This window comes from Micromonospora sp. URMC 106 (genome assembly GCF_051386395.1).
Classification (GTDB): Bacteria; Actinomycetota; Actinomycetes; order Mycobacteriales; family Micromonosporaceae; genus Micromonospora.
This window is the reverse complement of sequence record NZ_JBPQTP010000038.1, coordinates 26,804-53,036: the sequence shown is the minus strand read 5'-3', so window position 1 is coordinate 53,036 and position 26,233 is coordinate 26,804. Positions and strand designations below refer to the sequence as shown.

General features: G+C 75.5%; 23 protein-coding genes. 10 read left to right on the top strand and 13 right to left on the bottom strand.

Features of this window, described 5'->3' with window-relative positions:
- The 4 genes from ACSNOB_RS14555 to rimP all read right to left on the bottom strand — a co-directional run.
- Positions 1-273 (bottom strand): translation initiation factor IF-2 N-terminal domain-containing protein (locus tag ACSNOB_RS14555; protein ID WP_436687128.1); only part of this gene is annotated, 273 nt, incomplete at its 3' end.
- Positions 274-366: 93 nt separating this feature from the next.
- Entirely contained in the window at positions 367-699 is a 333-nt protein-coding gene (locus ACSNOB_RS14550) for a YlxR family protein (protein ID WP_091096662.1), read from the bottom strand.
- Positions 700-715: 16 nt separating this feature from the next.
- Positions 716-1,759 carry a transcription termination factor NusA gene (gene nusA, locus ACSNOB_RS14545; RefSeq protein WP_393104881.1) on the bottom strand — a complete coding sequence of 348 codons (1,044 nt, stop codon included), beginning with the start codon at positions 1,757-1,759 and terminating at the stop codon, positions 716-718.
- Positions 1,756-2,457, bottom strand: a complete 702-nt coding sequence (gene rimP / locus ACSNOB_RS14540) for a ribosome maturation factor RimP (protein WP_436687127.1) — start codon at positions 2,455-2,457, stop codon at positions 1,756-1,758. Before rimP ends, nusA begins: the two co-directional genes overlap by 4 nt.
- A 230-nt stretch (positions 2,458-2,687) precedes the next feature.
- On the opposite strand from rimP, the gene ACSNOB_RS14535 reads away from it, so the two are divergent.
- From ACSNOB_RS14535 to ACSNOB_RS14495, 9 genes are all read left to right on the top strand, one after another.
- The gene (locus tag ACSNOB_RS14535; protein ID WP_436687131.1) at positions 2,688-3,137 is read left to right on the top strand and encodes a hypothetical protein; all 450 of its coding nucleotides are present in this window, start codon (positions 2,688-2,690) and stop codon (positions 3,135-3,137) included.
- Positions 3,134-3,580 (top strand): ferritin-like domain-containing protein, encoded by a 447-nt coding sequence (locus ACSNOB_RS14530; protein WP_436687126.1) that lies wholly within the window; start codon positions 3,134-3,136, stop codon positions 3,578-3,580. Before ACSNOB_RS14535 ends, ACSNOB_RS14530 begins: the two co-directional genes overlap by 4 nt.
- Before the next feature lie 64 nt (positions 3,581-3,644).
- A complete protein-coding gene (locus ACSNOB_RS14525) occupies positions 3,645-4,232 on the top strand; it encodes a PadR family transcriptional regulator (RefSeq protein ID WP_436687125.1) in 588 nt (195 codons plus the stop codon).
- A gap of 59 nt (positions 4,233-4,291) precedes the next feature.
- On the top strand, positions 4,292-4,987 hold the full coding sequence (locus ACSNOB_RS14520) for an ABC transporter ATP-binding protein (protein WP_436687124.1): 696 nt from the start codon (positions 4,292-4,294) through the stop codon (positions 4,985-4,987).
- Positions 4,984-7,698 (top strand): FtsX-like permease family protein, encoded by a 2,715-nt coding sequence (locus ACSNOB_RS14515; RefSeq protein ID WP_436687123.1) that lies wholly within the window; start codon positions 4,984-4,986, stop codon positions 7,696-7,698. Before ACSNOB_RS14520 ends, ACSNOB_RS14515 begins: the two co-directional genes overlap by 4 nt.
- A 28-nt stretch (positions 7,699-7,726) precedes the next feature.
- A complete protein-coding gene (locus ACSNOB_RS14510; protein ID WP_436687122.1) occupies positions 7,727-8,227 on the top strand; it encodes a nitroreductase/quinone reductase family protein in 501 nt (166 codons plus the stop codon).
- A gap of 85 nt (positions 8,228-8,312) precedes the next feature.
- Positions 8,313-9,050, top strand: a complete 738-nt coding sequence (locus ACSNOB_RS14505) for a nucleotidyltransferase domain-containing protein (protein WP_436687121.1) — start codon at positions 8,313-8,315, stop codon at positions 9,048-9,050.
- Positions 9,051-9,302: 252 nt separating this feature from the next.
- A complete protein-coding gene (locus ACSNOB_RS14500) occupies positions 9,303-10,016 on the top strand; it encodes an ABC transporter ATP-binding protein (RefSeq protein ID WP_436687120.1) in 714 nt (237 codons plus the stop codon).
- Complete coding sequence (locus ACSNOB_RS14495; RefSeq protein WP_436687119.1) at positions 10,016-12,643, top strand: FtsX-like permease family protein; 2,628 nt, start codon at positions 10,016-10,018, stop codon at positions 12,641-12,643. The genes ACSNOB_RS14500 and ACSNOB_RS14495 overlap by 1 nt, the downstream gene beginning before the upstream one ends.
- A gap of 116 nt (positions 12,644-12,759) precedes the next feature.
- On the opposite strand, the gene ACSNOB_RS14490 is transcribed toward ACSNOB_RS14495, so the two are convergent.
- Positions 12,760-13,476 carry a VIT1/CCC1 transporter family protein gene (locus ACSNOB_RS14490; protein WP_436687118.1) on the bottom strand — a complete coding sequence of 239 codons (717 nt, stop codon included), beginning with the start codon at positions 13,474-13,476 and terminating at the stop codon, positions 12,760-12,762.
- Positions 13,473-14,330: a type I methionyl aminopeptidase gene (map, locus tag ACSNOB_RS14485; protein ID WP_393104901.1), complete on the bottom strand. Its 858-nt coding sequence runs from the start codon at positions 14,328-14,330 to the stop codon at positions 13,473-13,475. Before map ends, ACSNOB_RS14490 begins: the two co-directional genes overlap by 4 nt.
- A 96-nt stretch (positions 14,331-14,426) precedes the next feature.
- On the opposite strand from map, the gene ACSNOB_RS14480 reads away from it, so the two are divergent.
- On the top strand, positions 14,427-14,744 hold the full coding sequence (locus ACSNOB_RS14480) for an STAS domain-containing protein (RefSeq protein WP_393104903.1): 318 nt from the start codon (positions 14,427-14,429) through the stop codon (positions 14,742-14,744).
- A gap of 21 nt (positions 14,745-14,765) precedes the next feature.
- On the opposite strand, the gene ACSNOB_RS14475 is transcribed toward ACSNOB_RS14480, so the two are convergent.
- The 7 genes from ACSNOB_RS14475 to ACSNOB_RS14445 all read right to left on the bottom strand — a co-directional run bounded on the left by ACSNOB_RS14475 (position 14,766) and on the right by ACSNOB_RS14445 (position 26,108).
- Complete coding sequence (locus ACSNOB_RS14475; protein ID WP_436687117.1) at positions 14,766-18,425, bottom strand: SpoIIE family protein phosphatase; 3,660 nt, start codon at positions 18,423-18,425, stop codon at positions 14,766-14,768.
- Between the two features lie 321 nt (positions 18,426-18,746).
- The gene (locus ACSNOB_RS14470; protein WP_436687116.1) at positions 18,747-19,514 is read right to left on the bottom strand and encodes a 3-oxoacyl-ACP reductase; all 768 of its coding nucleotides are present in this window, start codon (positions 19,512-19,514) and stop codon (positions 18,747-18,749) included.
- A gap of 5 nt (positions 19,515-19,519) precedes the next feature.
- A complete protein-coding gene (locus ACSNOB_RS14465; RefSeq protein ID WP_436687130.1) occupies positions 19,520-20,866 on the bottom strand; it encodes an aldehyde dehydrogenase family protein in 1,347 nt (448 codons plus the stop codon).
- Positions 20,867-20,894: 28 nt separating this feature from the next.
- Positions 20,895-22,259 (bottom strand): glutamine synthetase family protein, encoded by a 1,365-nt coding sequence (locus ACSNOB_RS14460; protein WP_436687115.1) that lies wholly within the window; start codon positions 22,257-22,259, stop codon positions 20,895-20,897.
- A 354-nt stretch (positions 22,260-22,613) separates the two neighbouring features.
- Positions 22,614-23,114 carry a DUF456 domain-containing protein gene (locus ACSNOB_RS14455; protein ID WP_436687114.1) on the bottom strand — a complete coding sequence of 167 codons (501 nt, stop codon included), beginning with the start codon at positions 23,112-23,114 and terminating at the stop codon, positions 22,614-22,616.
- Positions 23,111-25,285: a putative bifunctional diguanylate cyclase/phosphodiesterase gene (locus ACSNOB_RS14450; protein WP_436687113.1), complete on the bottom strand. Its 2,175-nt coding sequence runs from the start codon at positions 25,283-25,285 to the stop codon at positions 23,111-23,113. Before ACSNOB_RS14450 ends, ACSNOB_RS14455 begins: the two co-directional genes overlap by 4 nt.
- A gap of 4 nt (positions 25,286-25,289) precedes the next feature.
- A complete protein-coding gene (locus tag ACSNOB_RS14445; RefSeq protein ID WP_436687112.1) occupies positions 25,290-26,108 on the bottom strand; it encodes an SAM-dependent methyltransferase in 819 nt (272 codons plus the stop codon).
- Positions 26,109-26,233: the final 125 nt, after the last annotated feature.

The following is a 26,233-nucleotide window of genomic DNA, read 5'->3' as shown; positions in this document are numbered from 1 at the left end:
GGGCACCGGGCCCTTGGGCTTCGGGCCAGGGGTCGGCGCGGCCGGCCCCCGGTGGGCCCCGGGTGTCGGCCAAGCCGATGCCGCCCCGGCGGCCGGCGCCGGCGATCCGGCGGATGCGACGAATGCGCTGCGCAGCCGTCGGGCGACGGGCGCCTCGACGGTGCTGGACGCGGACTTCACGAACTCGCCCATCTCCTTGAGCTTGGCGAGAACGGTCTTGCTTTCGACCCCGAGCTCTTTTGCAAGCTCGTGTACGCGGGCCTTACCTGCCACTGCACTCCTCACTCCGAGGTCGTGCGGGCAGCACCCGCAGCGACCTCACTCGTGCACTTGAAGCCTGGTCATTTCAGGGACTTCATCGTGTGCTCATGTCGGTCGTCCTACCCTGCTAGCGACCCTCGCCCGGTCGGGCTGACCGGACGTAGTGGTTGGCGCATCGACGTGCTCCGCGAGCTCACCGTGGTCGAGGACCCCGGTGATGCGCAGCGCCCGCCCGAAGGCGCGTCGCCGCACCGCTTGCGCGAAGCAGGCCGGATCCGGGTGCATGTTCGCTCCCCGACCCGGCAGCCTGCGGGCCGGATCGGGCCGAAGGCTGTGACCAGCCTCGTCGCCGACCGCGACGATCCGCAGCAATTCGCTGGCCGGCGCACGACGCCGGCAGCCCACACAGGTGCGCTCCGGCAGCGCGCGTCGTACCACTGGAGAAAGTCTACCCCTAGGCGCCCGAGATCGCGCCGCCCGGCTCCCGGACGTGATCAGCCCCGCCCCGGCCGGTCGCGCCGGCCTGCTCCGCGTCGGACCGGATGTCGATCCGCCAACCGGTCAGCCGGGCGGCAAGCCGGGCGTTCTGCCCCTCCCGGCCGATGGCGAGGGAGAGCTGAAAGTCCGGGACGGTGACCCGGGCCGTCCGGCTGGCCAGGTCGACCACCTCGACCCGCAGCGCCTTGGCCGGGGACAGGGCGTTGCCGACGAAGGTCGCCGGGTCGTCCGACCAGTCGATGATGTCGATCTTCTCGCCGTGCAGCTCGCTCATCACCGCGCGGACCCGCTGGCCCATCGGACCGATGCAGGCGCCCTTGGCGTTCACGCCCTGCGTCGTGGAGCGGACCGCGATCTTCGTGCGGTGACCCGCCTCACGCGCGATCGCGCCGATCTCGACCGTGCCGTCGGCGATCTCCGGCACCTCGAGCGCGAAGAGCTTCTTGACCAGCGCCGGGTGGGAGCGGGAGAGGGTGATCTGCGGACCGCGCATCCCCTTGGCCACGTGCACCACCACGCAGCGGATCCGCTCGCCGTGCGCGTACCGCTCGCCGGGCACCTGCTCCGACTGCGGCAGGACGCCCTCCAGCTTGCCCAGGTCGACGCTGACGATGCCCTTCTCGGCCCGCGCCTCGTGCGCCTGCACCACGCCGGTGACCAGGTCGCCGTCGCGGCCGACGTACTCGCCGAAGTGCACCTCGTCGGTGGCCTCCCGCAGCCGCTGGAGGATCACCTGCTTGGCGGTCATGGCGGCGATCCGGCCGAAGTCGTGCGGGGTGTCGTCCCACTCCCGCACCACGGTGCCGTCGTCGTCCAGCTCCTGCGCGTAGACCAGGGCCGCGCCGGACTTGCGGTCGATCTCCACCCGGGCGTGCGGCTCCGCACCCTCGGTGTGCCGGTACGCGGTCAGCAGCGCGGTCTCGATCGCCGCGAGGATCGTGTCGAACGGGATCTCCCGCTCGCGCTCGAGTGCGCGCAGCGCCGCGAGGTCGATGTTCACCTCTCCTCGTCCTCCACATCATCTTCGTCGTCGAAGTCGTCGGTGTCGTCCATGTCGTCGGGTTCGTCCGTCTCCTCGATCTCGTCGAGGCGGTGGAACTCGACCTGCACCCGGCCGGGGCCGAGCTCGGGGTAGGCCCACGCGGCGCGGCCGGTGTCGGTCTCCAGCACCACGCGCTCGTCGTCGGCCTCGACCACCCGGCCGGTGACCTGCCGGTCGCCCGCGGGCTGCTCGGCGCGCTGCCCGGGCAGGGCGCCCGCGCCGCGGGCGGTCACCTTGACCAGCCGCCCGACGTTGCGCCGCCAGTGCCGCGGCAGGGTCAGCGGCCGGTCCACGCCCGGGGAGCTGACCTCCAGCTGGTATTCCCCGGCGACGATGTCGCCGCCGGCCTCCTCGGCCGCGTCGAGGGCCGCGGAGACGGCCCGGGAAACCTCGGCGACGGCGTCCAGGTTGACCCCGCCGTCGGCGTCCACGATCACCCGCACCACGTGTCGGCGGCCGGCCCGGGAGACGGAGAGGTCCTCCAGGTCGTAACCGGCGCCGGCGACCACCGGCTCGATGACCTCACGCAGCCGGGCCCGCCGGGCGGCGAGGTCGCCGCGCGGGCCGCCGGCGCGTTCCCCGCCCCGGGGGGCGTCGGCGCGCCGGGGTCTGCCCGCCGGACCCGTCGACCTCGTGGCACGGCCACGCTGCGTCATCTCCGCACCCTTCTCGTGATCGACGGCGGCCCGATCGGTCGCCATGCCGGCACGCCACCGGGGCTGACGCGCCGGTGGCTGCGCAGAGCGTAACGCGCCTGCCGGGCGCGGGACCGGGCGGCGCACCGACGCCGGTGGCCCACGTCCGGTCGGTCATGGTGTTGACTTGTCCGGTGGCGACGGGCAGAACGACGCAACGCGGCGGAGCAACCGGGCATTCCCGGCGAACGGTGCTGCGCGCCGGGGCACTCCTGGCACTCGGCGGCGCGGCGGCGCCGCTGACCGGCTGTGATCTTCTCGACCGCGACGACGATCCCACCCCGGGCCCCGACCCGCTCACGCCGCTGCTCGACGAGGCGCTCCGGCTCGCCGCCGGGCACCGCGACGCCGCCGCGGCGCATCCCGCGCTGGCCGGCCTGCTCACCCCGATCGCCGAGGCGCACGGGGCACACGCGGCCGAACTGGCCCGGGTGATCGGCGTGCCGCTGCCCTCGGCGCCCGCCGCGGCCACCCCCGCCCCGGCGGGCGACCCGGCCGCGGCGCGGGCCGCGCTGCGCGAGCGCGAGCGCGCCGGTCGGGAGACGGCGACCAGGGCCTGCGCGGCGGCGCCGGCGGAGCGGGCCGCGCTGCTCGCCTCGATCGTCGCCGCCCGGGCCACGCACGTGGAGGCGCTGAAGTGACCGCACCGACACCGTCCGGGCCGGCCGGGGCGCTCGGCGCCGCGCTCACCGCCGAGTACGCGGCGATCTGGGCCTACGGCCCCATCGGGGTGCGCCTCACCGGCGCGGCTCGCAGCGCCGCCCGGGAGGCGGAGGCCGCGCACCGGCGCCGCCGCGACGACCTGGTGGTGCAGCTGAGCGCGGGCGGTGGGCCCGTACCGCCGGACCGGGCGGGCTACGCCCTGCCGTTCCCGGTGACCGACCGGGCGAGCGCGTTGCGGCTGGCCGTCGAGGTGGAGGAGCGCACAGCGGCGTTCTGGCGCGCGGCGGTGCCGGCCACCACCGGCGCCGACCGGGACAGGGCGCTGGCCGCCCTGGTCGAGTACGCCCTGCGCGCGACCCGCTGGCGGCGGACGGCCGGGATCACCCCGCTGACCGTGCCGTTCCCCGGCCGGCCCGCCTGACCGCCGCTCCCGAGGGTCACGCTCCGGTTGCGGCCCGCATACCAGGTATGCATACTCCCTTCACATGTCCATCCGTCACGGGCTGCTCGCCCTGCTCGAACGCGGCCAGATGTACGGCTACCAGCTCCGCGCCGCGTTCGAGGAGTCGACCGGCTCGACCTGGCCGCTGAACATCGGGCAGGTCTACACCACCCTGTCCCGCCTGGAGCGGGACGGGCTGGTCCGCTCGCTTCCCGAGAGCGAGGCCGGGCAGCGCCCGTACGAGATCACCGACGCCGGGCGGGCGGACCTGGCGCTGTGGTTCGCCACCCCGATCAGCCGCACCGACCGCCCCCGCGACGAGCTGGCGATCAAGCTGGCCCTCGCGTTGACCACCCCCGGCGTCGACGTGCGGTCGGTGGTGCAGACCCAGCGCAGCGCGACCATGCGCACGTTGCAGGAGTTGACCCGGCTGAAGTACGCCAGCGACCGCCCGGAGGACCTGCCGTGGCGGCTGGTGCTGGACGCCATGGTCTTCCAGGCCGAGGCCGAGGTGCGCTGGCTGGACCACTGCGAGACCAGCCTGGTGCGCTACCGTCCGGCGGGGCCCGGCCGGCTGCCGACGACGCCCACCGGGGCGGTGGACCGGGCGGACGAGGGGGCGCGACGGTGAACGCGGGCGGCGGAGCGGCGGGCGGGAGCCCGGCCACGGCCGTGCTCGAGGTGCGCGACGTGCACCGCACCCACGGCACCGGGCCGGCGGCCGTGCACGCGCTGCGCGGGGTGAGCCTCGCCGTCCACCCGGGCGAGCTCGTCGCGGTGATGGGACCCTCCGGCTCCGGGAAGTCCACCCTGCTGGCCCTCGCCGGCGGGCTGGACGGCCCGACGGCCGGCGAGGTGTACGTGGAGGGTGAGCCGCTCGGCGCGCTGGACCGGCGCCGCCTCGCCCAGGTGCGTCGCCGCCGGATCGGCTACATCTTCCAGGACCTCAACCTGCTCGGCAGCCTCACCGCCGTGGAGAACGTCGCGCTCCCCCTGGAGCTCGACGGGACCGGCGTCCGGCGGGCGCGCCGGCTGGCGCTGGACGCGCTGGCCGAGGTGGGCCTGCCCGAGCTGGGCGACCGGTTCCCCGACCAGCTCTCGGGCGGCCAGCAGCAGCGGGTGGCGATCGCCCGCGCGCTGGTCGGCGAGCGGCGGCTGGTGCTCGCCGACGAGCCGACCGGGGCGCTGGACTCGCAGACCGGCGAGGCGGTGCTGCACCTGCTGCGCCGGCGGGTCGACGCGGGGGCCGCCGCGGTCCTGGTCACCCACGAGGCGCGGCACGCCGCCTGGGCCGACCGGGTGGTCTTCCTCCGCGACGGGACGCTGGTCGACTCGACCGCCCCGCTGGGCAGCGTGGAGCAGCTGTTGAGCGGCAGCGGTCGGTGACGGCGGGCCGGGGCGGCCGGCTCGCCGTCACCGTCGGCTCCTGGTGGGCGGCGCTGCGGATCGCCCGGCGGGAGGCCCGCCGGGCGATCGGGCGTACGGCGCTGGTGCTCGCGATGATCACGCTGCCGGTGCTGGTGCTGACCTTCACCGCCGTGAGCTGGGACATGGCTGAGCTGACCCGGGCCGAGCGGAACGGGCGCCAGCTCGGCGTCGCCGACGCCGAGCTGCTCTGGGTGGCGCGGGGTCCGGTCTTCCAGGACGCCTGGGGTGAGGGCTGGGGGCCCATCGAGGACGACCCGCTCCCGGCCGGACCGGTCACCGCCGGGCAGGTGACCGCCCTGCTGCCGGCGGGGAGCCGGGCGGTCCCGCTGCGCCGGTGGGTCTCGTTCGACGCCCGCGTCGGCGACCGGGTCGAGGACGGCTTCAACGGGCGCGCCGTGGACCTCGCCGACCCGCTCGGCCGTGGGCTGGTCCGGTTCCGCTCGGGCCGGGCGCCGGCCGGGCCGGACGAGATCGCGGTGAGCCCGGCGGCGCTGCGCCGCCTCGACGTCCACCCCGGCGGCACCGTCACCTCCGGCGACGGCTCCCGCTCGTGGCGTGTGGTCGGGGTCGTCGAGTACCCCGACGACCTGGGCCCGGTGGTGACGCTGCACCCGGCGGCCCCGAGCCCGGCGGACCCCGAGCCGGAGACGAGCTGGCTGGTCGACCTGCCCGGCGCCGTCGACGAGGACACGTTCCGCCGGCTCAACGACCGTGGCGTGGTGGTGCGCGCCCACACCCCGGCCCCGCCGTCGAACGCCGGATCGGTGCCGCCCCCCGACGGCTCCGGGGTGGACGTCGAGGGGATGAGCGTCTCGGTGCTCGTCGGCGGGCTGGGGCTGCTGGAGGTGGTGCTGCTCGTCGGGCCGGCCTTCGCGGTCGCCGTACGCCGCCGGCGGCGGGATCTCGCGCTGGTCGCCGTGGCCGGCGGGGACGACGTCCACCTGCGCCGGGTCGTGCTGGCCGACGGCGTGGTGCTGGGCGCCCTCGGGGCCGCCGCCGGGGTGTCGCTCGGCGTCGCCGCCGCGTTCGCGGGCCGGCCGCTGGTGGAGCAGCACCTCTACGGGGCGCGCTTCGGCGGGTACCGCTGCTGGCCGGAGGCCCTCGCGGCGATCGCCGCCGTCGCGGTGCTGGCCGGGGTGCTGGCCGCGCTGGCCCCGGCCTGGACGGCCGCCCGGCAGGACGTGGTGGCGGGGCTGGCCGGCCGCCGCACCCCGCCGGCGCACCGGCGGCGCTGGCTGACGGCGGGGGTCGCCCTGGTCGTCGGCGGTGCCGGGGTGGCCGCGCTCGGCGCCGCCCGGACGGCGCCGACGGTGATCCTCACCGGCCTGGTCCTCGGCGAACTGGGACTGGTCTTCGCCACCCCGACGCTGGTCGGCCTGCTCGCCCGGCTCGGCCGGTCGCTGCCGCTGGCCCCGCGGATCGCCCTGCGCGACGCCAGCCGCAACCGGTCCTCGACCGCCCCGGCGATCTCCGCCGTGATGGCGGCGGTCGCCGGCAGCGTCGGCGTCGGCGCCTACCTGGCCAGCGACCAGACCCGGTCGGCCGCCGCGTACGAGCCGAGCCTCCCGCCCGGCACCGTGCTGGTGACCCTGCCCGACCGGCCGGACCGGGCCGGGCCGATTCTGGACCAGATCGCCCGGCCGGCCCGCGAGCATCTGGGGGCCCGGACGGTCGCGCCACTGGTCGACGCCGGGTGCGCGACCGCCAACGGACCCTGTTCGGTCTCGCCGGTGCTGCCGCCCGAGCGGGCCTGCCCCTGGCAGCCGAGCGACGGGCTCAGCGAGTCCGACCAGCGGCGGGCCCGCGCCGACGCCCGCTGCCGCGGCGGCCCCGACGACCGCCTCGGCCCGTTCTTCCAGGCGGTGGTGGACGACGGCGCGGCGCTGCCGGTCCTCACCGGCGCCGGTCCCGCCGACGTCGCCGCCGCCACCGCCGCGCTGCGGGCCGGTGGCGTGGTGGTCACCGATCCGCGCTACGTGGTGGCCGGCCGGGTCGACATCGTGGTGGCCCGCCCCGGCCCGGAGGGGCCCGTCCCGTCCCCGCCCACCACAATCGACGCGTACGCGCTCCGCACCGGCCTGGGCGTGCGGCAACTGCTGATCTCCCCCCGGGCGGCCGACCGGCTCGGGCTGACCGCCCGCCCGCTCGGCTGGGCGGTCGCCGCCGACGGGGTGCCCGACGAGGACCGGCAGGACAGGTTCCGCGCCGCCCTGCGACCGTTCGGGGCGCAGGTGGAGGTCGAGCCGGGCGGCCCGACCGGCGACGACCGCCCGGCGCTGCTCCTGCTGGCCGCCGCGGCGGGGATGATCACCCTGGGCGCCGCCGGCATCGCCACCGGGCTGGCGGCGGCCGAGGGGCGCGCCGACCTGTCCACCCTGGCCGCGGTCGGCGCCGGTCCGGGCCTGCGCCGGCTGCTCTCGCTCTGCCAGGCGGGGGTGATCGCCGTACTGGGCTCGGCGCTCGGCATCGCCGCCGGCCTCGGCTCGGCCGTGATCATCCTGACCGCCCTCAACCGCCGGTACGCCGGCACGTGGCCGGTCCAGGACCCGTACCCGGTGGTGGTCCCGTGGACCGCGCTCGGCGTCCTGGTGCTGGTGCCGTTGGTCGCGATGCTCGGCGCGGGGCTGTTCACCAGGTCCCGGCTGCCGGTCGAGCGACGCCTCGACTGACCACCCGGGAACGGGCACACTGGTTCCCGTGCCCGTTCTGGGAGCCCTCACCCGCCGCGTCGGTCACCACCGCTGGTTCGGCGCCGCCGCCCGCCTGCTCGTCCCCGCCGACCGGGTGGTCGGGCGCCTCACCCGGGGTCGGGTGGTCGCGCTGGGCCTCGTCCCGTCGCTGGTCGTCACCACCACCGGCCGGCGCTCCGGCAAGCCGCGCAGCAACCCGCTGCTGTACGTGCCCGACGGCGACGCGTACGTGGTGGTCGGCACCAACTTCGGCCAGACCCGCCAGCCGAGCTGGGCGTTGAACCTACTCGCCGACCCGGCGGCCGAGGTGGCCGTGAAGGGCCGCCGCGTCCCGGTGCGCGCCGAGGTCGCCACCGGCGCCGAACGGGAGCGGCTGTGGCGCCTCCTGGTCGACGAGTGGCCGGCCTACGAGGCGTACGTCCGGCGGGCCGGCGGCCGGGAGATCCTCGTCTTCCGGCTGGTCCCGGACGGGCGCGGCGTGCCGGGCGGGCCGGGCGGGCGCGGCTAGGGTGAGGTGGTGACCCGCGCCGACGGCGGCCCCGCCGGCCGGGTCGCGACGGGCGGCCCGGTTGCGAGGGCGTGAGGTGGTCGGCGTGAGCGTGGACGGCGGAGCCGCCGACGGCGACGTGCGCCCGGACGATCCACGGTGGGCGGTGGCCGAGCGGGTCTCCGACGCCGCCCGCCGGCGCTTCCCGGCCGACGTGCTCGCCGTGGCGGTGCACGGCCCGCTGGCGCACGGCGACGACGACGGCGGCGGGGACGGCGAGGTCGGGCTGCTGGTGGTGACCTACCGGCCCGGCGGTGGCCCACCCCCGGCGACCCGGCGGGTCGACGGCGTGCTGGTCGACCTGACCGTGGCCGGCGCGGACGACTACCTGCGCCAGGCCCGGGTGATCTCCCCGCTCTGGCCGCTGACCGCCGACCGGTACGTGAGCACCCGGGCGCTGCACGACCCGACCGGCTGGCTGCGCACGCTCCGCGACGCGCACCTGGGCCGGCTGGCCCGGGCCCGGCCGGCCGAGTTCAGCACGGCCGCCCGGCAGGCGTGGTACAGGGGCAGCGCGGCGCACGCCCGGGCCGCCCGGCTGGCCGCGTGGTACGAGACGGACCAGGCCCTGCTGATGCTCGGCGAGGCGCGGCTGGCGGCGGCCACGGTGCACGGCCTGCTCAGCCGCACCTACTTCCGCGACCCCGGGGACGCGGTGCGGCGCACCGGCCTGGCCGGCGCGGACATGACCGAGGTGGGCGGGGTGCTGGCCCGCCAGGCGGAGGAACTGGCCGCCCGGGGCCGCCCGGTCGACGGCACGGTCGACGACCTCCTGGACGGCTGAGGGCGGACCGGCCCTTCTCCCGGCGGCGTCCCCCGGGCGGCCGGGGGGCCGGCGAAGGGTGATCACGAGCGGACGGGCGGCGGCTTGCCTTGAGCATACCGCGTATGCATACTCCGTATCCATGTCCCTTCGCTGCTGCCTCCCGGGCTTGCTCGCGTGTGAGCCGACGTCCGCCGACCCGCTCCGCTCCGCCTTCGACCACCCGGCGCCCTTCCACCGCGCCCCCACCGGCGAGAGCGCCGCGGCCGTCCGATGAACGTCCTGGAGATACGCGAGGCGCGCCGGGTGCACGGCGCCGGCGACACCTCGGTCACCGCACTGCGCGGCGTCAGCCTCTCCGTACGGCCCGGCGAACTGGTCGCGGTCATGGGCTCGTCCGGGTCCGGCAAGTCCACGCTGCTCAACCTGGCCGGCGGTCTGGACCGCCCGACCGGCGGCGAGGTGTGGGTGGAGGGCGCCCGCCTCGACACGCTGAACGGCCAGCGGCTCGCCGCGCTGCGCCGCCGTGCGGTGGGTTACGTGTTCCAACACTTCAACCTGCTGCCGAGTCTCACCGCCGTGGAGAACGTCGCGCTACCGCTGGAACTGGACGGTGAGGGCATCCGCCGCGCACGCCGCCAGGCCGTGGGCGTGATGGAGGAGGTCGGGGTGGCCGACCTCGGTCAGCGGTTCCCCGACGAACTCTCCGGCGGACAGCAGCAGCGGGTGGCGATCGCCCGCGCACTGGTCGGGCACCGGCGGCTGGTGCTCGCCGACGAGCCGACCGGGGCGCTCGACTCGCAGACCGGCGAGGCGGTGCTCCGGGTACTGCGCTCCCGCGTCGACGCGGGGGCTGCCGCCGTGCTGGTCACCCACGAGGCACGGCACGCCGCCTGGGCGGACCGGGTGGTGTTCCTCCGTGACGGGGCGGTGGTCGACACCTCCGGCCCGCTCGGCCGGCCCGAGCACATGCTGGGGGAGATCTGATGAGACGACAGTCCGGCGCCCTCGCCTCCTGGCGGACCGCCCTCCGCCTCGCCCGCCGGGAGACGCGACGGGCGAGGGGGCGCAGCGCCCTGGTCGCGGTGATGATCATGCTGCCGGTGGCGGCGCTCAGCTTCGCCGCCGTCACCTACGACATGTTCCGGCTCACCCCGGCCGAGCGGGTGGAACGCACGCTGGGCCAGGCGGACCTGAAGCTCACCCGGATGTTCCGCGATCCCCCCGGGCAGTCCGAGCTGAGCGCCGCCCTGCCGCCGGGTAGCCGGTCCCTTCCCGTCGGGCAGGGAGCGACGGCGTGGAAGACCGTCAACGGCGTCGGTGAGATCGAGACCCACTGGCTGGACCTGACCGACCCCCTCACCGACGGCATGGTCGCCCTGCGCCGCGGCCGGGTGCCCACCGGCGAGACCGAGCTGGCCGCCACCGAGCCGGCCCTGCTCCGCCTGGGCACGACCGTCGGTGGGACGGTGACCGTCGCCGACGGGTCCCGGCGGTACACCGTCGTGGGAGTCGTGGAGATCCCCGCCAACCTGCGCGAGGCCGTCGTGCTGCCGTCGGCGGCGATGCCCCACCCGGCGAGCACCTGGCTGGTCGACACCCCGGGCCCGGTCACCCTGGAACAGGTGGACCAGCTCCAGTCGGGTCCGAGGCCGTTCCAGGCGACGTCGCGCGCGCTCACCCTGGATCCCCCGCCCTCGCTGCGGGAGCCGACCCGCGTGAACGCCGACACGATCAGCGCCGGCACCCTCGTCGCCGGACTCGGCGCGCTGGAGGTCGTCCTGCTGGCCGGGCCGGCGTTCGCGATCGGCGCCCGACGCCGATCGCGCGAGCTCGGCCTGGTCGCGGCCAACGGCGGCAACCCCGCCCACCTGCGTCGGATCGTCCTCGCCGACGGCGTGGTGCTGGGACTGGCCGGCGCCGCGGCCGGCGTCGCACTCGGTGTGACCCTGGCTGTCCTCGGGCGCCCGCTGGTGGAGGAACACCTGGCCCACGTGCGGGCGGGCGGCCACCGCTTCCACCCTGTGGCCCTGCTGGCCGTCGCCGGGCTGGCCGTGCTGACGGCGATGGCCGCGGCCCTGATCCCGGCGCACACCGCCGCCAGACGCAGCGTCGTCGCGGCGCTGACCGGACGGCGGGGCGCGACCCGCTCCCGCCGCCGCTGGGTGGTCACCGGAGTGGCGGTGACCCTCGCCGGCGCCGGGCTCACCGCCTACGCCGTCCCGCGGGTGTCGACCAACCTGATCCTCGCCGGGCTGGTGCTGATCCAGGTCGGCCTGGTGTTCTGCACGCCCGGCGTGGTCGGTCAGGTCGCCCGGGTCGGTCGTCACCTGCCGCCGGCCCTCCGGATCGCGCTGCGCGACGCCAGCCGCAACCGGGCGGCCGCCGCACCGGCGATCTCCGCCGTGATGGCCGCCGTCGCCGGCACCGTCTGCCTCGGCGTGTACGTCGCCAGCAACGACGCCCGGCAGGCCGCCTCGATCGTGCCGGCGCTGCCCGAGGGCACGGTGTCCGTCACCCACGACGGCGGCTCGGCCGCCCCCGTGCCGCTGCGGCGGATCACGGCCCTCGCCACCACGCTCCTCTCGACCAGCACGGTCGTCGAGGTCCGCGGGCTGGCCTGCCCGGCGGGCACCGGGTCGCCCGACTCCTGCGGGGTGACGGTGGAACGGCCGGAACGACAGACGTGCCCCTACCTCGGCGGCGCCTCCCCGGACGACCAGCGTCGCGCGCGGAACGACCCACGCTGCGACACGCGCCTCCCCAAGATCTCCGGCCGGTACCTCGGCGTCCTGGTCGACGACGGGACGGCGCTGCCGCTGCTCACCGGAGCGCAGGGCGAGGACCTGGCGAAGGCGACCGCCACGCTGCGGGCCGGCGGCGTGGTCGTCACCGACCCGCTGGACGTGGCGGACGGCACCGTCACGGTGCAGACGCTGCTGCCGCTCGGGCCGCAGGGAAAGGGGAAGGGACGGGGAACCCCGCGCACGGCCCTTCCGGCGTACGTCCTGACCACGGGGCTGGACGTGCCACGGACGATCCTGTCGCCGGCCGCGACGGCGCGCGTCGGGCTCGACGTACGGCAGCGGGGGTTCGTGGTGAGTCCCCGGGAGGTCCCGGACATCGCCCGGGCGGACGCCTTCGCCGCCGCCGTGCAGGAGGTCTCGCTGGGGCTGCGGGTCGAGGTGCAACGCCCCCCGCAGGACTCGTCGAACTCGCTGCTGCTCGTCATGGCCGTCGCGGCCGGGCTGGTCACCCTCGGGGCCGCCGGGATCGCGACCGGTCTCACGGCCGCCGACAGCCGGCCGGACCTGTCGACCCTGGCCGCCGTCGGCGCGAGCCCGCGCATCCGCCGGGTCCTGTCGCTGAGCCAGGCCGGTGTGATCGCCGGCCTGGGCTCCCTGTTCGGCCTCGCCGCCGGTCTCGGGTCGGTCCTCGCCGTCCTCGCCGCCATCAACCAGGGCTACGCCCGTTCCTGGCCCGTGCAGGACCCCTACCCGATCGTCGTCCCGTGGTCGGTCCTCGGCGTGCTGGTCGTGGTGCCGCTGGTCGCCATGCTCGGCGCCGGGCTGTTGGCCAGGTCCCGCCTGCCGGTCGAACGCCGCGCCGGCTAGCTTCCGCCCCCGTCGGTCACGGGTCGGGTGCGAGGCCGAAGCCGCTGCGGCGGCGGCCTCGCACCGACCCGTGACCGGCGCCGGCCAGGTCGCGCCCGCCTGGCGTGCGCCGCGGCTCAGCCGACGGCGCCCTGGACGCCGACGAGGGCGCCGATGAGGTAGGTGGCGCTGGCCGCCGCGGCGCCCAGCAGGAGCTGGCGCAGGCCGCCGGACCACCAGGCCCGGGCGGTGAACCGGGCGACCACCGCCCCCGCCGCGAAGAGCCCCAGCCCGCCGACGGCCAGCGCCAGCCAGAGGCTCGTCGAGCCGAGCAGGTAGGTCAGCAGCGGCACCAGCGCCCCGACCGAGAAGAACAGAAACGACGAGATCGCCGCCGCCCACGGGCTGGGCTGGTCGTCGGGGTCGACGCCGAGCTCCTCCCGGACGTGCACCCGCAGGGCCTCCTCCGGGTTGCGCCGCACGGCCTCGGCGACCTGCATGGCGAGGTCGTGCGGCAGGCCCCGCGCGACCCACGCCTGGGCCAGCTCGCGCGCCTCGGCCTCGGGGTGCCGCTCCAACTCGCGGCGTTCCTTGGCCACCTCGGCGGCGACCTGCTCGTTGGCCGAGCGGACGCTGGTGTACTCCCCCAGCCCCATCGAGATGGCGCCGGCCACCAGGCCGGCCACGCCGGTCAGCACGATGCTGCGGGGCGACACCCCGCCGCCGCCGACGCCCGCGATCAGGGCGATGTTGGTGACCAGACCGTCCATCGCGCCGAAGACGGCGGGCCGCAGCCAGCCGCCGGACACGTCCGCGTGGTGCGCCTCGCGCAGGGCCGCCGGGGTGTCGGTCACGGCAGGGTGAGGATCTCGTGGCCGTCCTCGGTCACCACGATGGTGTGCTCGAACTGTGCCGTCCACTTGCGGTCCTTGGTGACGACCGTCCAGCCGTCGTCCCACATGTCGTACTGGTGGGTGCCGAGGGTGATCATCGGCTCGATCGTGAACGTCATCCCCGGCTCCATCACGTCGGTGGGGCGGGGGCTGTCGTAGTGCGGCACGTAGAGCCCGCTGTGGAAGGACTCGCCGATGCCGTGGCCGGTGAAGTCGCGCACCACGCCGTAGCCGAAGCGCTTCGCGTACGACTCGATGACCCGGCCGATCACGTTGATCTGGCGGCCCGGGGCGACGGCGCGGATGCCGCGCATCATCGCCTCGTGGGTCCGCTCGACCAGCAGCCGCGCCTCCTCGCCGACCTCGCCGACGCAGAAGGTGGCGTCCGTGTCGCCGTGCACCCCGTTGATGTACGCGGTGACGTCGACGTTGATGATGTCGCCGTCCTGCAGCACGGTGGAGTCGGGGATGCCGTGGCAGATCACCTCGTTGAGGCTGGTGCAGCAGGACTTCGGGAAGCCCTTGTAGCCCAGCGTCGACGGGTAGGCGCCGTGGTCGCAGAGGAACTCGTGCACGACCCGGTCGATCTCGTCGGTGGTCACGCCGGGCTTGCAGTGCTCGCCGGCGAGCTGGGTGGCCTGCGCGGCGAGCCGACCGGCGATCCGCATCTTCTCGATGGTCTCCGGGGTCTGCACGTGCGAGCCGCGCCACTCCTGGGGACGCTTCTTGCCCACGTACTCCGGGCGGACGATGTGGGCGGGCACGGGCCGCCACGGGGAGAGCGTGCCTGGGGTCAGCGGCGGGCGGACGGTCATGGCCCCAAGCCTATCGCCGGGCGGGCGGGTGACCCCCGCCACCGCCCGCCCGGCCCGGTTGTTGCCGTGCCCGGGGCGCTGTGCCATTGTGGCTGCGTGGATCAAGGGGACGGCGCGCCTCCCGTCTTCTCCGCCAGCGCGGAGACCGACGGCGGTCACCTCCGCGTCGTGGTGACCGGCGAGGTCGACATGGCCACCGCCGACACCATGGTCCAGACGGTGCTGCGGGAGCCGGCCGAGCGGGTGACGCTCGACCTGCGGGAGGTCACCTTCTTCGACTCGGCGGCCATCCACGCGGTGGTCCGGCTGGCCCAGCAGTTCCCCGACACCCTCGCCGTGCTGCCCTCGCGGCAGGTCCGCCGGGTGCTGGACATCTCCGGCCTGGGCGACCAGGGCTGGCTCCGCCCGGCCTGACCGACAGCGCCGGGCGGGCGTTCAGTCCGCCAGCCGCCGGCGCAGCGTCACTTCCGTCCCCTCGGCGGCACGCGTGACCGACAGCTCCCCCAGCGCCTTGATCAGGGACAGCCCCCGCCCGCGGAACCCCGACCCGGACGACTCCCGCCACCGGCCGCTGTCGCGCACCGTGGCCACCACGGTGCGGTCCTCGATGGTCACCTCGACGCTGATCGTCGGCTCCGCCGGGTCGACGGGGTGCTCGATGGCGTTGGCGGCCGCCTCGGAGACGGCGACGGTCAGGTCGAACAGGTCGGTCTCGCCGACGGAGTGCGCGACGAGAAAGTCCTCCAGCCGCTTGCGCAGCACGCTGAGCCGGGTCGGGTCGGCGGGCAGCCGCAGCGCGAGGCGGTTCAGCTCCGCGGCCTCCAGGGCGAGCACCGCGACGTCGTCACGCAGCGGCCGGCCGGCGACCCGCGCCACCACGGCGTCGACCAGGTCGGCGACGTGCCGGCCGGGCAACGCCGCGTCGCTGCGGAGCCGGGCCAGCGCCGCGTCGATGTCGAGTTCGCGGTCCTCGATCAGCCCGTCGGTGTAGAGCAGCAGCCGGCTGCCCGGGGTCAGCGTCCCCTCGACCGTCCGGTAGGTCGTGTCCGGGATCGCCCCGACGGGCGGCCCGAGCGCCCGGTCGTACAGGAACTCCACGTCGTCTCCCCGGATCAGCAGAGGTGAGGGGTGGCCGGCGCTGGCGTACCGCAGCCGGCCGGTGCGGGGGCTGAACCAGAGGCAGACGACGGTGGCGAAGGAGCGGCCCTCCGTCGTCCCGACCAGCCGGTTGAGCCGGGTCAGCGACTCGCCGGGGTCGAAGCCCTCCAGCACGTACGCCCGCAGCGCGTTGCGGAGTTGGCCCATCGCCGCGGCCGCGCGGACACCCTTGCCGACCACGTCACCGATGGCCAGCACCAGATCCTCCTCGCCCAGCGAGATGACGTCGTACCAGTCGCCGCCGACCTCCACGTCGGCGCTGCCGGGCAGGTAGCGGCTGGCGACCAGGGCCCCCGGCAGCTGGGGCAGCGACCGGGGCAGCAGGCTGTGCTGGAGGGTGGTGGCGATCCGGTGCTCGGCCTCGTAGAGCTGGGCGTTCTCCAGCCGCACGCCGACGAGCCGGGCGAGCTGGGTGAGGGCGGCCTCGTCGGTGTCGGCGCCGTCGCCCGCCGGGCGCCAGACCCGCAGCTCGCCGAGCTGCTCGCCGGTGGTGCCGGTGAGCGGCAGCACGAAGGACGGCTCGATCGGGGCCATCCCGCCACCGTCGGCCGCGAAGCGCATCCCGGCGGCCGAGACCACCACCCGGGCGGCCTCGGCGAGGCTCACCGCGTGCCGCGCGGCGACCTGGAGCACGTCGGCCGTGGAGCGGGCCGTGTTGACCGCGACCGCGGCGTCCGCCAGGGCGCGCAGCCCACGGATGATCTGGCCACGGAGCTGGCCCAGCTCGACGTTGGCGCGGACCCGGGCGATCAGCTCCTGCCCGGAGAAGGGCTTGGTGAGGTAGTCGTCGGCGCCTACCGAGAGCCCGGCGACCGCCTCGGCCGAGCCGGCGCGGGCGGAGAGCAGCACGATCGGCACGTGCCGGGTACGCGGGTCCGCGCGCAGCGCGGCGACCAGCCCGAAGCCGTCCAGCCGGGGCATCATCACGTCGGTCAGGACGAGGTCGAACGAGCCGTCGACGGCCAACCGCAGCGCCTCCACGCCGTCGGCGACCGCGACCACCTCCCACGACGGGGCGAGCAGCCGGGTGACGTGTTCGCGCAGGTCGGCGTTGTCGTCGGCGACCAGGATCCGGCCGGCGCCGCCGGAGCGGGCCACCCGCGTCGCGCCCTGCCCGGCGGCGTCGGCCCAGAGCGCGGTCTCCGCGACGTAGAGGTCGGCCCGGGCCAGCTCGACCTGCGCCGCGGGGGCGGCGTCCGCGATTCGCTCGGACGGAAGGTGCCCGGTGCCGAACGGGACGGTCACCGTGAAGGTGCTGCCCTCGTCGACGCGGCTGCTGGCGGCCACCTCGCCGCCGTGCATCTCGACCAGCTCGCGGACCAGGGCCAGCCCGATCCCGGTGCCCTCGTGGGTGCGCGAGCGCACCCCCGGCACCCGGTGGAACCGCTCGAAGACCTGCGGCAGCTCCTCGGGCACGATGCCGACGCCGGTGTCGGAGACCTCCAGCCGGGCGGCGCCCCCGACCGCGCGGATCCGCACCCGGATCTCGCCGTCGAAGGTGAACTTCACCGCGTTGGAGACGAGGTTGAGGACGATCTTCTCCCACATGTCCCGGTCCACGAAGACCGGCGCCGGCAGCGGCGGGCAGTCCACCACCAGGCGCAGCCCGGCCCGCTCGGTCACCGAGCGGAAGGTGCTGGCCAGTCGGGAGGTGTAGTCGGCCAGGTCGGTGGGCTGGTAGCGGGCGGCCAGCCGGCCGGCCTCCAGCCGGGAGAAGTCGAGCACCGTGTTGACCAGCTTGAGCAGCCGCAGCGCGTTGCGGTGCGTCATGGTGAGCCGGTCCGTGTACGTCGCGGGCAGCGCAGGGTCGGCGAGCAGGTCCTCCAGCGGGCCGAGCACCAGGGTCAGCGGAGTGCGGAACTCGTGGCTGATGTTGGCGAAGAAACTGGTCTTGGCCCGGTCCAGGGCGGCCAGCTCGGCGGCGCGGGCACGCTCGTGCTCGTACGCCAGTTGCGTGCCGAGGGCCCGGGACATCTGGGCGGCGACCAGGTCGAAGAAGTCGCGGTACTCGTCGGTGAGCGGCAGCCGGCGGGCGACACCGACGACCAGCGCCCCGACGGTCTCGTTCGCGGCGGTGAGCGGCAGGACCAGCGCCCGCTCGGTCGCGTCGGCCGGGACGCGGGCGAGCAGGTCCGTGACGGCCACGGTGGTGGCGCCGACGGCGGCGAGGTCGGCGAGCCGCGCCGGGGGCGGCGCGACGACCCCCTCGGCGTCGACGCCGCTGCACCCGGTCAGCGCGAGGCCGCCGTCCTCGTCGGGCAGGTACACCAGGGCGAACGGCACGTCCGGGCGGTGGCGGTCGAGCACCGCCGCGGCGGTCCGGCCGAGTTCGGCGGTGCCGCCCACCTCGGCCAGCTCGCTGCCCAGCTCGGCCAGCAGCCGCAGCCGGCGCTCCCCGAGCACCCGGCCGGTGGTCTCGTTGACGATGCAGAAGATGCCGTCGACGGTGCCGGCGGCGCCCAGGATCGGGTCGTACGAGACGTCGAAGTACGTCTCCTCCAGGAAGCCGTGCCGGTCGAGCGGGAAGGGGTGGTTCTCGGCGCGGTACGACCGGCCGTCGCGCCGGACGCCCTCCAACAGCGGCCCGAGCACGTCCCAGGTCTCCACCCAGTGCTCGCGGGCCGGCTGGCCGAGCACGTCCGGGTGCTTGCCGCCGATGGTCGGCCGGTAGGCGTCGTTGTAGAAGGCGAGCCCCTCCTCGCCCCAGAACATGACGATCTGGGCGCTGGAGGCGAGCATCATGCCGACCGCCGCGCAGAACGCGGAGGGCCAGCGGTCCGGGCTGCCCAGCGGGGTGGTGGACCAGTCGAACGAGCGCATCCGCTCGCCCATCTCACCGCCGGCGGCGAAGGCCGCGGCGAGCAGCGGAGGGACCTCCGCCGCCGGGGCGCGGTCGGACGAGCACCCCTCGTCCACGCCCCCCTGGGCCGAGCTCATGCACCCCTCCCGCGCCGGCCGTCCCCGCTTCGGCCCGATGATCCATCCGGCCGTGCCCCGCTCTGTACCCCGACGGACCAGCAACGTAACGCATCCCGCGCCCGCGGCGCTGATTACGTCCGTCCATCCGGCCGTCGACTGCCCGACAGCCCGGTCGCGGCCGACCCCGGGCGGGCCGGCCGGCCGCCCGGAACCCGGCCACCACAAGGCCCTCGGTCCCGTCAATGGGACTACCCGGCGCCGGTCCGGATCACTCGCCCGCCGACTGTGATATCGGCGACACCCGCCGCCGGCCGCGTCCTCCACAGCGGAGGAACCCGCTCACAACGGGGTGACGTACGCGCCCGTGATGCCGCCGTCGACCACGAACTGCGCGGCCGTCATGAAGGAGGCGTCGTCGCTGGCGAGGAAGGCCACGGCGGCGGCGATCTCCTCCGGCCTGCCGAACCGCCCCATGGGCACGTGCACCAGCCGGCGGGCCGCGCGCTCCGGGTCGGCGGCGAAGAGCTCCAGCAGCAGCGGGGTGGCGACCGGGCCGGGGCAGAGCGCGTTGACCCGGATGCCCTCCCGGGCGAACTGCACGCCCAGCTCCCGGGTCATCGCCAGCACCCCGCCCTTGCTCGCCGTGTACGCGATCTGCGAGGTGGCCGCCCCCATCAGCGCCACGAACGAGGCGGTGTTGATGATCGACCCGCGGCCCTGCCGGCGCATGTGCGGGATGACGTACTTGCAGCAGAGGTAGACGCTGGTGGTGTTGACCCGCAGCACCCGCTCCCACGCGTCCAGGCCGGTCTCCAGGATGGAGTCGTCCTCCGGCGGGGAGATGCCGGCGTTGTTGAACGCGACGTCGATCCGCCCGTACCGCGCGGCCACCCCGTCGAAGAGGTCGCGGACGGCCGCCTCGTCGGCGACGTCCGCGGCGACGAACTCGCCGCCGACCTCCTCGGCGGCCCGCTTGCCGGCCTCCGGGTCGACGTCCACGCAGACCACCCGCGCCCCCTCGGCGGCGAACCGCCGCGCGGTGGCCAGCCCGATCCCGCTGCCCGCTCCGGTGACCACGGCCACCCGGTCCTCAAGACGACCCTGCACGCGCCTCACTCCTCCGTTGCGATGAACACGTTCTTGACGTCGGTGAAGGCGTGCAGCGCGTCCGGACCCAGCTCGCGCCCCAGCCCGGAGCGCTTCATCCCGCCGAACGGCGTCCAGTAGCGCACCGAGGAGTGCGAGTTGACGCTCAGGTTGCCCGCCTCGACCGCCCGCGCCACCCGGAGGGCGCGTCCCACGTCGCGGGTCCAGATGGAGCCGGAGAGGCCGTACTCGGTGTCGTTGGCGAGCCGCACCGCGTCGGCCTCGTCGTCGAAGGGGAGCACCGAGACGACCGGGCCGAAGATCTCCTCCCGCCAGTGCCGGTCCGCCGGCGAGTGGGCGAGCAGCACCGTCGGGGCGTACCAGAAGCCGGGGCCGTCGGGGCGGGAGCCGGTGAACGCGACCTCCGCGCCGTCGACGTAGCCGGCCACCCGGTCCCGCTGCCCGGCGGAGATCAGCGGGCCCATCTCGGCGGTCTCCCGGGCCGGATCCTCCACCCGCAGCGCGCGCACCGCCGGTTCGAGCAGCTCCAGGAACCGGTCGTACGCCGGCCGCTGGACCAGGATCCGGGACCGGGCGCAGCAGTCCTGCCCGGCGTTGTCGAAGACGGCGTACGGCGCGGTCGCCGCCGCCCGCTCCAGGTCGGCGTCGGCGAACACCAGGTTGGCGCTCTTGCCGCCCAGCTCCAGCGTCACCCGCTTCACCTGCGCCGCGCAGCCGGCCATGATCCGGGTGCCGACCTCGGTGGAGCCGGTGAAGCAGACCTTGCGGACCGCGGGGTGGGTGACGAACCGCTCCCCCACCACGGACCCGGCGCCCGGCAGCACCGTGAACACGTCCGCGGGCAGTCCCGCCTCGCGGGCCAGCTCGGCCAGGCGCAGCGCGGTCAGCGGGGTCAGCTCGGCGGGCTTGAGCACCACCGTGTTGCCGGCGGCCAGCGCCGGCGCGAACCCCCACGCGGCGATCGGCATCGGGAAGTTCCACGGCACGATCACCCCGACCACGCCGAGCGGCTCGTGGAACGTCACGTCCAGCCCGCCCGGCACCGGGATCTGCCGCCCGGTCAGCCGCTCCGGCGCGCCCGCGTAGTAGTCGAGGACGTCCCGGACGTTGCCCGCCTCCCAGCGCGCGTTGCCGACGGTGTGCCCGGAGTTGCGTACCTCCAGCCCGGCCAGCTCCGCCAGGTGCGCGTCCACCACCGCCGCGAACCGGCGCAACAGCCGCGCCCGGTCCCCCGGCGCCACCGCCCGCCACGTCTCGAACGCTGCCGCCGCCCGCGCGATGGCCGCGTCGGTCTCGGCCAGCGAGGTCGCCGCCACCGTGCCCACGACCTCCCCGGTGGCCGGGTTGAGCACGCTCGTCACGTCCCCGCCCCGCGCGTGGTCAGAGGCGTTCGAAGCCACGGATCAGCTCCCAGTCCGTCACGGCGGCGTCGAAGGCGGCCAGCTCGACCCGCGCCTGGTTGGCGTAGTGGGCCGCCACCTCCTCGCCGAAGGCCTCCCGGGCCAGGGCGGAGGACTCCCACAGGTCGAGGGCGTCGCGCAGCGTGGCGGGCACCCGCTCGGCCCGCGGGTCGTCGTACGCGTTGCCGGTGCACTCCTCGCCCAGCTCCAGCCCGCGCTCGATGCCGTGCACGGCGCCGGCGACCAGCGCCGCGATGGCCAGGTACGGGTTCACGTCCGCCCCCGGCACCCGGTTCTCCACCCGCATGCCCTGCCCGTGCCCGACCAGCCGCAGGGCGCAGGTGCGGTTGTCCGTGCCCCAGCGCAGCGCGGTCGGGGCGAACGACCCGGGCTGGTAGCGCTTGTACGAGTTGACGTTCGGAGCGAACATCAGGCTGAACTCGCGCATGGTGGCCAGCAGCCCCGCCAGCACGCGCTGCCCGGTCACCGACAGCCGCGCCGGCCCGTCGCCCGGCATCGCCGACCGGCCGGCGGCGTCGCGCAGCGAGAAGTGGATGTGGCAGGAGTTGCCCTCCCGCTCGTTCGGCTTGGCCATGAAGGTGATCGACATGCCCTCCTGGGCGGCGATCTCCTTCGCTCCGTTCTTGTAGATGACGTGGTGGTCGGCGCAGGCCACCGCCTCGTCGTAGCGGAAGGCGATCTCGTGCTGGCCGAGGTTGCACTCGCCCTTCGCGCTCTCCGGGGTCAGCCCCGCCCCGGCCATCTCCCGCCGGATGCGGCGCAGCAGCGGCTCCACCCGGGCGGTGCCGAGCAGGGAGTAGTCCACGTTGTACTGGTTGGCGGGGGTCAGCTCCCGGTAGCCGCGCCGCCAGGCGTCCTCGTAGGAGTCGCGGAACAGCACGAACTCCAGCTCCGTGCCGGCGTACGCGGTCAGCCCGTGCGTCGCCAGCCGCTCCACCTGCCGGCGCAGGATCTGCCGGGGCGAGGCGATCACCGGCCCCGACCCGTCCAGCCAGGCCAGGTCGGCCAGGAGCAGGGCGCTGCCCGGCTGCCAGGGCACGCGGCGCAGCGTGTCGAAGTCCGGCACCATCGCGAAGTCGCCGTAGCCGCGTTCCCAACTCGACATCGCGTAGCCGTCGACGGTGTTCATGTCGACGTCGACGGCGAGCAGGTAGTCGCACCCCTCGCTGCCGTGCGCGACCACCTGGTCGAGGAAGTAGGGCGCGTGGAACCGCTTGCCCTGCAACCGGCCCTGCATGTCCACCAGGGCGAGCACCACGGTGTCGATCTCGCCGTCGGCGATGGCGACCCGCAGTTGTTCCAACGTGAGCGGAGCTTTCCTCATCGGCGGGCCTCCATCACCAAGGTCTACTGGCTAACCGGTTGACCGTCAATGCCCTGCCCGGCATCCCGGCAACCGCCTCCGGGCGCCCGGGGGTCGCCGGGCGGAGCCCCTGCCGAGCTGCCCGCCCACCGGGCCGGCGCGCGCCGTGCGCCACCGGGCGACCGGGCAAATTGCGTTGCCTGCCCGGCCCGCGCGCCGCATGCTTGAGCCTGTGACCAGGCCCGATCGCGACGGGCCACCGCCGGGCGCTCGGACCGCCCCGGCACCGCGGCGGCGCGGGGCACGTCACCTCTCTCTCACCCGTACGGCGATGCGCCGTACCCGACGCCCGCCCCGCGCCGCCGCCCCACAACGTCAGGCCAGCAGGAGCCCGGCGACCCAGATCGCCGCGACGAGCACGCCGGCGAGGAACTCGACCAGCATGGACAGGCCGGCGGCCGCCACCGCCTGCTTCGTCGCCGGCCAGGCCAACCGGGAGTCGCCCAGCCGCAGCCGCTCCGCCGCCCACACCCCGCCGACGAAGCCGAGCACCAGCCCGACCACGGGAACGACGAAGAACCCGACCAGCCCCAGCACCCCGCCGGCGAGCAGCGAGGACGTGGGCACCCCGGTGCGTTTCAGGTTGCGGCCCGGCCAGGCGTACTTGACGACCGTGCCGCCGGCGACGACCACGGTGGCGGCGGTGAGCACCGCCCAGCGTCCGGCCCCCGCGCCGCCGAAGAGCGCCCAGACCAGCACCCCACCCCAGCAGAGCGGCAACGCCGGCAGGCCGGGCACCACCACGCCGGCCAGCCCGGCGAGGATGGCCAACCCGGCGAGCACGGCGACGGCCGCCTCGGTGTCCGTGAGGCTCATGCCGCGGCCCCGTGCCCGCCGCCGCGCAACCGGGCGGTGATCTCCGCCGCCGGCGCCGGCGGGCCGAAGAACCGACCCTGCCCGGTGTCGCAGCGCAACGCCCGCAGCCGCTCGGCCTGCACCCCGGTCTCCACCGCCTCGGCGGTGACCCAGAGTTCCAGCGCGTGCGCCAGCCGCACCAGCGCGTCCACGATCCGCTCGTCCCGGTGGTCGGCGGTCGCCTCCGGGCCGTCGCCCCGGATCCCCTCGACGAACGGCCCGGCCAGCTTCAGGCAGTGGATCGGCAACCGGCGCAGGTACGCCAGGTTGGAGTAGCCGGTGCCGAAGTCGTCGATCGCCAGCCGTACGCCGAGCGCGGCCAGCCGGTGCAGCGACCGCAGCGGCTCCCCGGCGGTGCCCATCACCGCGCTCTCGGTCAACTCCAGTTGCAGCAGGTCCGCCGGGAGCCCGGTGGAGGCCAGCGCGTCGGCGACGGTCTCCACGATGCCCGGGTCGTCGGCCTGCCGGGCGGCCAGGTTGACGCTGACCACCAGGCGGGCGGCGGGGAACTCGCGCCGCCACGCCTCCGCGTCCCGGCAGGCCCGCCGCAGCACCCACTCGCCGAGCCGGACGATCAGGCCGGTCTCCTCGGCCAGCCCGATGAACCGGTCCGGCCCGATCAGCCCCAGCTCCGGGTGCTGCCAGCGGACCAGCGCCTCCACGGCCAGCATCGAGCCCTCCAGCAGGGACACGATCGGCTGGTAGTGCAGGACGAACTCGCCCCGGTCCAGGGCCGCCGGCAGGCCCGCGGCCAGCGCGGAACGGGCGATGTCCCGGGCGCCGCGCTCCGGGTCGTAGACCGCCCACCGGCCGCGGCCCTCCGCCTTCGCCCAGTAGAGCGTGGTGTCGGCGGCCTTCATCAGCTCGGACGCGCTCGTCCCGCCGACCGGGCACTCGACGATGCCGACGCTCGCCGACACGGCGAGCTGCTGCTCACCGATCCGGACCGGGGCGGAGACCGCGGCCAGGGCCGCCTCGGCGACGGCCACCGCGTCGTCGATGCCGGTGCCGTCGTCGACCAGGATGACGAACTCGTCCCCGCCCATCCGCGCGACCAGGTGGCCGCGGCCGGCGACGCACTCGGCGAGCCGCCGGGCGATCACCACGAGCAGCCGGTCGCCGAGGTCGTGGCCGAGGCTGTCGTTGACCGCCTTGAAGCCGTCCAGGTCGAGGAAGCAGACGCCGACGCGGTGGTCCGCGTCGGCCCGTTCGAAGACCCGGCCCAGCGTCTCGAAGAACAGGGTCCGGTTGGGCAGGCCGGTGAGCGGGTCGTGCAGCGCCTGGAAGCGGAGCCGCTGCTGGAGTTCGTACCGCTCGGTGATGTCCTCGATCATGGCGACGGTGAACCGGGGCCGGCCGTCGTCGTGCCGGATCAGGGAGACGGACAGGTCGGTCCAGACCACGCTGCCGTCCTTGCGGTAGTAGCGCTTCTCCACCCGGGCGCGGTCGTGCTTGCCCTCGATCAGCTCCTGGTAGAGCTCCCACATTCCGGCCGCGTCGTCCGGGTGGAACAGCGACGCCACGTTGATCTGCCGCAGCTCCTCGATGGAATAGCCGAGCATGTCCGCGAACGCCTGGTTGACGTCGATGATCTTCCCGTCGATGCCGGCGATGCCGATGCCCGTGGCGGCCCCGACGAAGACCGCCCGGAACCGCGCCTCGCTGTCGCGCAGGGCCTGCTCCACCTCGTCGCGCGCCTGCCACGCGGAGCGGGCGATCCGCTCCTGCTGGGCGAAGGTGCGGTCGCGCAGGGCGCGGGCGTATCCGGCGGCGAGGCCGCCCTGCAACGCCGCGACCCGTCGCCCGGCCTCGTCGCGGTGCGCGAGGCCGGGCAGCACCTCGGCGAGGAGGCGCTCGCCGACGGCCTGCACCGACCAGTCGAGCACCCGCGGCTCGGTCAGGTGCTCCTCGACCAGCGCGCGCCCGACCTGCTCCGCCGGCAGGGCCGAGAAGGGCTCGGCGAGCACGGCCTGGGCCAGCCGGACGGTGTGTACGTACAGCAGCCGCTCGGTCTCGGCCGCGCTGAGCGGCACGAAACCGAGCCGGCGCACCGCGCGCGACCACTCGGTCGCGTAGCGCAGCGCGCCCGACCGGCTGAGGTCGTCGCCGCCGGGCTCCGGGACGGCGGCCATGGGCTCAGTCGGTCGGCCGGTCGTACCGGGCGACGCCGCCGAAGGCGCCGAACCGCTCCGGCTGCTCGTCCACGTCGGACGGCGAGTCCGGTCGCCAGAGCGGCATGTGCACCACACCCGGCTCCAGGAGCGTCCAGTCGCCGAAGAAAGCGGTGATCTCGGCCCGGGAGCGCAGCGTGATCTCGGTGTCGGTACGCGCCGAGAGGCGCTGCGCGTCGAGCATCTCCTGCGGCTGGTCCTCGAAGGTGGAGTGCGAGATGACCAGGTAGCTGCCCGGGGCCGCGGCGCCCCGCAGGGTGGCCAGGATGTCGCCGGGGCGATCGGCGTCGGGGATGAAGTGGACCACCCCGGCGAGCAGGATGCCCAGCGGCCGGCCGAAGTCGAGCAGCCCCAGGTCGCGGGCCTCGGTCAGGATCCGCTCCGGCTCCCGCAGGTCGGCGTGGATCACCCCGGTCAGTTCGTTGCCGGCGAGCAGCTCGCGGCTGTGCGCCACGGCGACCGGGTCGATGTCGACGTAGACGACCCGCGCCTTCGGGTTGGCCGTCTGGGCGACCTCGTGCACGTTGCCGACGGTCGGGATGCCGGAGCCGATGTCGAGGAACTGGTCGATGCCGCCGTCGAGCAGCGTGCGCACCGCCCGACGCAGGAACTCGCGGCCGGCGCGCATGGTGGCCGCCAGGTTCGGGGTCATGCTGGCGATCTGCTCGGCGAGCTGCCGGTCGATCTCGAAGTTGTGCGCCCCGCCGAGGAAGTAGTCGTACACCCGGGCCGCGCTCGGCCGGGAGAGGTCGATCTCGGCGGGAAGTCCGTCCGGCATCTGCACTGCTGCACCCCTGTGTCGTCGCCGCGGTGCGGGAGGGGACCGGTGTCGGCGTGCGTGGGCACGCCGGGCACCGGCCGACCCGCGGGTCGTGTGGTGCTGACCACTCTAGGCCGCGAACTCCCGGC

Coding starts and splice junctions, on each gene's coding strand:
- rimP (WP_436687127.1), bottom strand. CDS start 2,457: ATGACGCAGCGTGGCCGTGCCACGAGGTCGACGGGTCCGGCGGGCAGA.
- ACSNOB_RS14525 (WP_436687125.1), top strand. CDS start 3,645: ATGTCCATCCGTCACGGGCTGCTCGCCCTGCTCGAACGCGGCCAGATG.
- ACSNOB_RS14500 (WP_436687120.1), top strand. CDS start 9,303: ATGAACGTCCTGGAGATACGCGAGGCGCGCCGGGTGCACGGCGCCGGC.
- ACSNOB_RS14495 (WP_436687119.1), top strand. CDS start 10,016: ATGAGACGACAGTCCGGCGCCCTCGCCTCCTGGCGGACCGCCCTCCGC.
- map (WP_393104901.1), bottom strand. CDS start 14,330: ATGACCGTCCGCCCGCCGCTGACCCCAGGCACGCTCTCCCCGTGGCGG.
- ACSNOB_RS14475 (WP_436687117.1), bottom strand. CDS start 18,425: ATGAGCTCGGCCCAGGGGGGCGTGGACGAGGGGTGCTCGTCCGACCGC.
- ACSNOB_RS14460 (WP_436687115.1), bottom strand. CDS start 22,259: ATGAGGAAAGCTCCGCTCACGTTGGAACAACTGCGGGTCGCCATCGCC.
- ACSNOB_RS14455 (WP_436687114.1), bottom strand. CDS start 23,114: ATGAGCCTCACGGACACCGAGGCGGCCGTCGCCGTGCTCGCCGGGTTG.
- ACSNOB_RS14450 (WP_436687113.1), bottom strand. CDS start 25,285: ATGGCCGCCGTCCCGGAGCCCGGCGGCGACGACCTCAGCCGGTCGGGC.